Raw genomic sequence first — 3,588 nt, 5'->3', positions numbered from 1 at the left:
CCCGACGCCGCGCCACAGCCGCGCGATCCGCCCGGCCCCCTCCACATGGATCGCCTCGAACGTGGCCGCGCCACGGGGGGGAGAGGATGCCCACGAGGTTGATGACAAGATGGCTCCCCTCGATCGCGGCGACGCAGGCCGCCTCATCGGTCACGGACGCCACCACCGGCACCACCTGCCCCACATCGCCCAGCATGCGCAGCTGCGCCGCCATGGTGGCCCCGCGCCCCGCCACGCGCACCACGTAGCCCGCACGCGCCAGCCGCCCCACCACGGGCTGCCCCACGAACCCGCTCCCGCCAAAAACCGTCGCCACCCTGCGCGTCATAGCCTGCTCCTGAACTGGGGCCGTGATTGTCCGTTACGTTTTTCGCATTTCCCGGCGGCGGGAGACAGTCAATTTTCCCGGCCGCCCCGCCATGCCGCATGGACGATACGGAAAAAACGCGCCTGATTTCAAAAAAATGCATTTACCCTGTTGACCGCTCCCGCCAGCCAGACTAAACACCCCCTCACACCACCCCGGCGGCTTCGTCGGGGACCTCTGAGCCCAGATGGCGGAATTGGTAGACGCGCAGGTTTCAGGTACCTGTGGCCGCAAGGTCGTGGAAGTTCGAGTCTTCTTCTGGGCACCATCTCTTTACATTACTGGATACCACACCCCTCCGGGGGCCGGTCAGGACAGCCCCTCGGGGACTGTCCCGTTATCTTTTTTGCCTGTTCGCCGGTTCAAATTGGTGTAAACCGCCCACGAATACACAGATTACGTACAGGCCCGCCCGGCGGCATCCGGCGGGACGCTAACGGCAACGGCTTGCCTTGCTTGCGGTTGCGTTCCAGACCTGCCACCGTGAACCGAATATCGTGACGGAGCATTTTCCTGATGGCTGCAAGCCCGACATCCGACCGCATCCACTTCCATCGCGGCGATCTGCCCGCCGATGTGACCTTTTCCGGTGCGGTCGCTGTTGATACGGAAACGATGGGCCTGAACCCGCATCGGGACCGGCTGTGCCTGGTCCAGCTTTCCGGCGGGGACGGCCATGCCCATCTGATCCAGATGCCCGCTGGCGCCACGGCGGGCGACTGCCCCAACCTTGTGCGTGTGCTGACCCGTCCCGACCTGACCAAGCTCATGCATTTCGCCCGGTTTGACGTGGCGATCCTACAATACACGCTGGACATTACCGTCGCACCGGTCATCTGCACCAAGATCGCCTCCAAGCTGGTGCGTACCTATACCGACCGCCACGGTCTGGCCCATCTGTGCCGGGAACTGATCGGGGTGGAACTGAGCAAGCAGCAGCAATGCTCCGACTGGGGCGCGCCGGAGCTTACGCCCGAACAGATGGCCTATGCCGCGTCCGACGTGCTGTACCTGCACGCCCTGTGGGAAAGGCTGGACGCGCTCCTGCACCGCGAAGGGCGGCGTGAACTGGCCCAGGCCTGTTACGACTTCATGCCCGCCCGCGCGCGCCTGGATATCCTTGGATACGGGGAACCCGATATTTTCGCCCACCGGGCCGCCTGAGCGCGCGCCCGGTCAAGGCGGGATATTTCACGACGATAAGGTCGGGCATGAACAGCAGCCTCTCACCCTCCTTCACGGCCCTCAACGGCGAAAGCGAAGCCCAGTCGCACGGCCACATGCTGCAACAGGCGTGCAACGTGCTGCGCACCGAATCCGCGGGGCTTCAGGCCATGATCGCGGCGCTGGAAAGCGCGGGGCCGGACGCGGCCGACGGGCTGGGGCCAGCCTTTGTCGCGGCGGTGGAGCATATCCTGTCGGGTCACATGCGGGTGGTGGTGACGGGGATTGGCAAATCCGGCCATATCGGGCGCAAGATCCAGGCCACGCTGGCCTCCACCGGCACGCCGTCCATTTTCGTGCATCCGGCGGAAGCCTCGCACGGGGATCTGGGCATGCTGCAAAAGGGCGATGCGGTACTCGCCATCTCCAATTCCGGGGAGACGGCGGAACTGGCCGACATCATCTCCCATACCCGCCGCTTCGGGCTGCTGCTCATCGCCATGACCTCCCGCATGGATTCCACGCTGGCCCGCACGGCGGATATCGTGCTGCCCCTGCCGCGCGCGCCCGAAGCCTGCCCCATCGGCCTCGCCCCCACCACAAGTTCCACCATGCAGCTTGCGCTGGGGGATGCGCTGGCCATCGTGCTGTTGCAGCGCCGGGGGTTCAACGCCAATGATTTTGGCGTGTTCCATCCCGGTGGCCGCCTGGGCACGCAGCTGCGGCGCGTGCATGAACTCATGCATTACGGCAAGCGCATGCCGCTGGGCCATCCCGCCATGCCGCTGCGGCAGGTCATCATGGAAATGACCCGCAAGACCTTTGGCTGCATGGGCGTGGTGGATGAAAGCAACCGGCTGATCGGCCTGATCACCGACCGTGACCTCCGCCTCGCGCTGGAGCAGGATCTGGAAAACACCTGTGCGGCGGACATCATGAACCCCGCCCCGCAGACCATCGGGCCGGATGTGCTGGCGGCGGAGGCCCTGCGCATCATGAATGACCGCCCGCGCCCGATCTCCAGCATCTTCGCGCTGGATGAGGAAGGGCACCCGGTTGGCATCGTGCATCTTCATGACCTGCTGCGCGCCGGCGTTGCATGACCGAACGGCCTGAGGACAGGGAAAGCGATCCCAACCAGATCCAACGCGAGGACTACGCCCGCAGCGCCGCCGATATCGAGCGCCAGCGCAGCATATTCAACCTGTCCGACCGGGCACGCCTGCTGCCCGATGCCGAATCCCTCGCGCGGCGGCAGACGATCCTGCGTTCGGCCAAATGGGTGCTGCCGCTTCTGGCGCTTGTCCTGCTCGGCTCCATCGCCGCCTGGCCCGCCGTGGAGCGCGCGGTGATCATGCACACCGGCACCATGGCGCAGATGAGCCATGTGCGCGTAAAAAGCGGCAGCATGCTCAACCCCACCTATCGCGGGCTGGACGATCACGGCCATCCCTACATGATCACGGCCGACGAGGCGCGCCAGATCCCGCCCGAGCGGATCGACCTGACCAACGCGGCGGCGGACATATTGCTCGATAACCGGAACTGGATGTATGTCACGGCGCGCGATGGCGTGTATATCCAGCACAGCCAGATGCTGGACGTGACGCATGACGTGACGCTCTATCGCACCGACGGGACCATCATGCTCAGCCCCAGCGCGGATATCGACATGCGCCACAACATCATCGTGTCAGATAGCTGGATCCATGCCGAAGGGCCGATCGGCATGCTGGACGCGGCGGGCTGCATGCTGGACACACGCGCCGGAATCATGATGTTTCGCGGCCCCGGCCGTATGGTCCTCAACGCAGCGGAGAAAGCGAACTGATGGCGCGCGCAACCCTTCACCTGCCATTGGGCGGCATCCTGCTCGGACTGGTCGCGGCCGGATCCGCCCTGGCGCAGGGGCTGGACATGTCCCAGGGGCAGCAGATCAATGTCACCGCCGCCGGTGGCTTCAACTGGGACCAGAACGCGCAGACCGTCACCGCCTATGACCAGGCGCAGGCCACGCGCGGCGACCTGACCGTACGCGCCGACCGTCTGGTCGCCTA

The 3,588-nt window shown here is 65.4% G+C and carries 4 protein-coding genes, 1 tRNA gene and 1 pseudogene; 5 read left to right on the top strand and 1 reads right to left on the bottom strand.

What is annotated here, in order from left to right; genetic code table 11:
• A partial coding sequence (locus JCM25156_RS11300) for a saccharopine dehydrogenase NADP-binding domain-containing protein (RefSeq protein ID WP_025813161.1) occupies window positions 1-328 on the bottom strand: 328 nt, incomplete at its 3' end.
• A gap of 220 nt (window positions 329-548) precedes the next feature.
• On the opposite strand from JCM25156_RS11300, the gene JCM25156_RS11295 reads away from it, so the two are divergent.
• The 5 genes and pseudogenes from JCM25156_RS11295 to JCM25156_RS23725 form a co-directional block, all read left to right on the top strand.
• Window positions 549-635 (top strand) — tRNA-Leu (locus tag JCM25156_RS11295).
• Window positions 636-883: 248 nt separating this feature from the next.
• A complete protein-coding gene (locus JCM25156_RS11290) occupies window positions 884-1,531 on the top strand; it encodes a ribonuclease D (protein WP_025813159.1) in 648 nt (215 codons plus the stop codon).
• A gap of 47 nt (window positions 1,532-1,578) precedes the next feature.
• Window positions 1,579-2,634 (top strand): KpsF/GutQ family sugar-phosphate isomerase, encoded by a 1,056-nt coding sequence (locus JCM25156_RS11285; RefSeq protein WP_025813157.1) that lies wholly within the window; start codon window positions 1,579-1,581, stop codon window positions 2,632-2,634.
• Complete coding sequence (lptC, locus tag JCM25156_RS11280) at window positions 2,631-3,362, top strand: LPS export ABC transporter periplasmic protein LptC (protein ID WP_025813155.1); 732 nt, start codon at window positions 2,631-2,633, stop codon at window positions 3,360-3,362. Before JCM25156_RS11285 ends, lptC begins: the two co-directional genes overlap by 4 nt.
• A pseudogene (locus JCM25156_RS23725) lies at window positions 3,362-3,588 on the top strand (hypothetical protein); the annotation flags it as partial. The gene lptC and the pseudogene JCM25156_RS23725, both read left to right, overlap by 1 nt.

The sequence above is a fragment of the Komagataeibacter kakiaceti JCM 25156 genome, assembly GCF_000613305.1.
This window is presented reverse-complemented; position numbering and strand designations above follow the sequence as displayed.